This window comes from Eisenbergiella porci (assembly GCF_009696275.1).
Classification (GTDB): Bacteria; Bacillota; Clostridia; order Lachnospirales; family Lachnospiraceae; genus Eisenbergiella; species Eisenbergiella porci.
Genome location: NZ_VUMI01000113.1, coordinates 1 through 4,090, shown reverse-complemented (window position 1 = coordinate 4,090; position 4,090 = coordinate 1). Strand labels below are relative to the sequence as shown.

Genomic DNA, 4,090 nt, shown 5'->3' with positions numbered 1-4,090 from the left:
TTATACGCAGGATATTTTTATCCTCATCTTTTGCCCCATATAGCATAAATCAAGGCATTGTTCAATAAAAGATGTGGATAAAAATCCACCTTATCCCTGATAATGGAATCATCAAATTTATGGAGGTGATTCCACATGGAACAATACGACAAAAATGTAACTGTCATCCTTGAATTTCTTGTTGCAGAGAACTTCAGTTCATCTGTGATAAGTCTGCACCGGCTCTGCTACAAGGCATTGCGAAAACATCTGATTGAAGAAAAAATACTTTATTCTCCAGATGCCGCATATCGATGGATTGATGACAACAAAGCTTGCTGGACCTATCGTCAGCATACTGGCTGGAAGCATTGCGTTGACCAGCTGGAGGATGTATATACCAACGGGCTTATATTACCCGATCATTTGGGTGCAAGGGGCTCTGCCTACTGCCTGCTGTCAGAAACTTTGAAAGCTGAACTGGATGATTTTTTAGACAAGGGATTGGCCACTCCTGATGATGGCCGTTACCGCATCACATGCGCAAGGTTTTTATTGTACCTGCAAAACAAGGGACTACAAAGCATTAGACAGCTAGATTATTCTGGGTTACTGAACTTTCACAAGGATGATTACCACAAATCTTCCATCTCCAAAGATGTTTATGAAGATTTGATACGGGTGTTTTTAAGGTACAGTTCTGACCGGGGGAAATGCTCTTTGGGGTTTTCGCTTGCCCTTAACAAGCTGCTAATCCGTCAGATAGTGGAGATTCCTGATGCTGAATTATCAAGAACAGACCCAAATATATTGCCGGTTATTTCATGGTCGATTATAGAGAGATTTCTTCAGGAAATGGCTAATGCCCGGTATAAGAACACCGTCCTCAAAAGTACAAAACATATCCTGACACTTTACTATATTTTCCTGGATATGCATTCTTTCAGCAGGACCGAAGAAAACCTATGGTTATGGTTCGAACATGTAAAACCTTTCTTGGGTGCTGGATGGAAACAGCACAGGCGCAGTTTGTGCCAGTTCCTACACTATCTGAAAACTGGCATTATTACTACCAGCTATACTGGTAACCCATCTTATGTTCCCCCGGTTGACAGACTCCCTGCCTGGGCAAGTGACAGCATCTATTCCTATCTTGCCCTGCTTGAGCGTGAGGGATGGAAAAAATCGACCATAACCATGCACCGTTCCTGTTGCATCCGATTCTGTCAATATCTGCAAAAAGACGGGATAAATGATTTTAGCGAAATCACTACGGACACTTTGCAGGATTTTAACCGTAAGGATGTACATACGACGCCTGAGGGCAAAGCAGCTTATAACTGCAGAATAAGATGTTTCCTTATATATCTTTATGAACAAGGTATGCTCTGCAATCCCTATCTGTATAAAGCCCTTCCGACTATGTCAGCTCCACGCACAGTCATTGTGCGGACATTGTCTGCGGAGGATATAACCTATATATGGTCTGTCGATATTAATACGCTTTCACCTGTGGGGCTGCGGGATTATGCCATTGTTTGTATCGGACTGACCATGGGTTTCAGAGCTATTGACATCGTCTCTCTTCGTTTTGAAAATATCGACTGGAAGAGACGGAGCATATGTCTGACACAGAAGAAAACAGGCAAAAACATCGCACTGCCGATGCCGGTGAAAACAGGCAACATTTTGTTCAGATATCTTCGTGATGGCAGACCGGAAAGTGCCGATGTACATGTATTTATCAAGCACAAAGCACCTTTTAAAGGGCTTCATCGCTGCGTATGTGCAAAAGCCTTAAAACGGTTCTTGTCTCAGACAGATGCTCACAGCGATGGTTTTCATGTGCTTCGAAGAACATTTGCAACAAACCTGTTAAGAGGCAACACAAAAGCTGATCTTATTGCTGACTCGCTCGGACACAGCACGGACAGTACTGTGCATAAATATCTTTCACTCGATGAGGAGAGGATGCGGCAGTGCCCTATATCGATGGATATCGTTGGCATCTCTTTAAAAGGAGGTGTCTTCCATGCATAAGGATTTCAATTATTCCAGTATATTTGCAGATTTAATCAGTACTTATATACAGTCCCGTAGAGAAGCCGGTTTTATGTTTGAGAATCCTGCGTACTGGTTATTCCGCTTTGACCAGTTTTGCAAAGCCAGACAGGTCGATAAGACCGAAATAACAAAGGAACTCTATGATTCGTGGTCTGCAAAACAATTGAGCGAATCAAAAACCACGCAATCAAACCGATTACAGGCACTTAGATGCTTTTGTATTCATCTGAATACCATTGGCATACCGAGCTACATACCGACACAGCTTCCAAGACCAGAGAAAACAGTTCCATACCTGATGTCCGACGAGGATATCAGGGAGTTCTTTACACAGGTTGATCTATACGAATCAGATGCCCCGGTAAAAGCTTTTGAACGTCTCGCAACCGAATATAAGGTGTTGTTCCGGCTTATATACTGTTGCGGCCTCCGAAACAATGAGGCCTGTACCTTAAGGCTGGAAGATGTGGATACCGACAGTGGAGTACTGACAATTATTCACTCAAAGGGAAACAAGGATCGTATCGTTTATCTCTCTGATGATGTATGTCAGTTATGCACCGAATACAAACAATGGTTGAAGAAAGAATTGTCAGACACATATGGATGGTTCTTCCCTGGCAAATATCCGGATATATGTATCCCGAAAACATCCGTCGACCGAAAGTTTAATGAGTTTTGGAACTCCACACAAGCTTCTCAGAAGTGCGATAAAAAACCAACTGTGCATTGCCTGCGCCATGCCTTTGTAATTAAGAGGATAAATCTCTGGATGGAGTCAGACATCAGTCTCCGGGTGATGATGCCTTATCTCAGCAGCTATCTTGGGCACAAAGGACCAATGGAATCGTATTATTATTACCACTTGGTTCAGGATGCTTTTAATACAATCCGACGTAAGGACACCATAACATCTCGTGTGATTCCGGAGGTGCAGCATGAAGAATAAAGACTTTGAAAAGCTGTTTTTCTCCAAAACAAGGGATTTTCTCGATGAGTATCTCACAAAGCAATGTAGCCGCAGCCCTCACACAGTAAAAGCGTACCGGGATGCACTGACTGTATTTCGTAAATACGTTTCTGTACAGGGGTTGTCCCTTAAAACATTTGGTTTTCAGGACTGCACGAGAGACTTTCTTCTCGGATTTATGGAGCATCTGCAGAAAGAAGGTTATGCAAAATCCTCCTGTAATCAGCGTTTGGCGGCTATAAAATCATATATGTGGTATGTTGCAGACGGTGACATCACCCAACAGCAAACAGCGCTAATGGTATCCCGTGTTCCTTTTCTGAAAAATCCGGAAAAGGAAAAAGCCCTGCTATCAGAAGAATGCTTAAAAGCTCTCCTTTCAGCTCCAGGCAACCGTAAGATTGAAATACGCGATACCGCTATTCTGGTATTGCTGTACGATTCGGCAATAAGACTGAGCGAACTGTTATCTCTAAAGCTAACAGATGTAAACCTAAAAAACACTACACCATATCTCAGGATTCATGGCAAAGGGGATAAAGAACGTATTGTATCCATATCTGAAGGTACTGTAAAACACTTGAAGAATTACATAAAGCTTTTTCATAATCAGGATACACCCGCTGCGGGGTATTTGTTTTATACACTAATTCACAATCAGACAAATCCGATGTCACCAGGCAATGTTGAGCGAATCATTAATAAATATGCCGAAAAGATACGCCCCGAGCATCCTGAACTGCCAGCTAAAGTACATCCCCATATGTTGCGCAGGACAAGAGCCACAAATCTTTATCAAAGCGATGTTGAGCTTGAATTGGTGTCGAGAATTCTCGGACATGCATCCACTCAGACTACCAGGATTTATGCAAAACCGTCCTTAGAGATGATAAAATCTGCCATGAATCGCAGCAATCCAGAGTTAAACGCCGAACAACCACTTTGGCCAGATGACGAAGTTGAACTAGCAAGGATTTTTGGAATCAGATAATTATGTTATCCTCATCTTTGACGACAAGACTACTGTATCTAAGCGCATTTTCCGAAAAGATGAGGATAAAAATATCCTGCGTATAA

The 4,090-nt window shown here is 42.4% G+C and carries 3 protein-coding genes; all 3 read left to right on the top strand.

Annotated features, from left to right (window positions below):
- Positions 1–135 precede the first annotated feature (135 nt).
- From FYJ45_RS28825 to FYJ45_RS28815, 3 genes are read left to right on the top strand one after another with little or no spacing between them, the layout of a single operon-like run.
- Complete coding sequence (locus FYJ45_RS28825) at positions 136–2,019, top strand: tyrosine-type recombinase/integrase (protein WP_154468378.1); 1,884 nt, start codon at positions 136–138, stop codon at positions 2,017–2,019.
- On the top strand, positions 2,012–2,992 hold the full coding sequence (locus FYJ45_RS28820; RefSeq protein ID WP_154468377.1) for a tyrosine-type recombinase/integrase: 981 nt from the start codon (positions 2,012–2,014) through the stop codon (positions 2,990–2,992). Before FYJ45_RS28825 ends, FYJ45_RS28820 begins: the two co-directional genes overlap by 8 nt.
- Positions 2,982–4,004 (top strand): tyrosine-type recombinase/integrase, encoded by a 1,023-nt coding sequence (locus FYJ45_RS28815; protein WP_154468376.1) that lies wholly within the window; start codon positions 2,982–2,984, stop codon positions 4,002–4,004. The genes FYJ45_RS28820 and FYJ45_RS28815 overlap by 11 nt, the downstream gene beginning before the upstream one ends.
- Positions 4,005–4,090 lie beyond the last annotated feature (86 nt).